Annotated in this window: 1 pseudogene; it reads right to left on the bottom strand. The window is 70.3% G+C overall.

Annotated elements, in window-relative coordinates:
- Nucleotides 1-374 (bottom strand): annotated as a pseudogene (locus ABFX46_RS43375) (hypothetical protein); the annotation flags it as partial.
- Nucleotides 375-528: the final 154 nt, after the last annotated feature.

The raw sequence follows: 528 nt of genomic DNA on the forward strand, positions 1-528 counted from the left end.
ACGACCTCGGACGGGTCCTCCACCAGCCGCAGCGCCCGCACATGAGGGACCCGCACGACACCCGTGACCCGTCCCTCAAGCAGCGCGAACCGCGCCGTGGCCTCCCGCGACTCCGGGCCGCCGTCACTGACGATCGCCAGCGCCGCCACCCGCTCCTCCCACGCGGCAAGGGCCCCGATCGCCGCCGTGGCCTCCTTGGCCGCCACCGCGGTATTGCGCACCGCAAGCACCACCGGACGGCCCTTGGCCCGCAGCGGCGAACGGCCGCACTCCAGCAACGGCCCGATCGAGCCCATGTCCCACACCGCCGGCAGCAACGCCGCCAGCGTGGACGTCCCGGCCCCGCCATGCGCGCCGGCCACGACCACGTCCAAGGCCTCTCCCGCCTGGTCGCCTGCCTGGTCGGCCGGGCTTGGCCTGGTTTGTCGAAGACTCACCCACATACCCCCGAATCGATGCACTGGGTTGCTGAACGATCACGGTACGTGGCAACATGACAGAGCGCAAGTATCGTCAAACAAATTCAGA

Origin of the sequence: Actinomadura chokoriensis (assembly GCF_039529475.1) — a bacterium.
GTDB lineage: Bacteria > Actinomycetota > Actinomycetes > Streptosporangiales > Streptosporangiaceae > Spirillospora > Spirillospora bangladeshensis.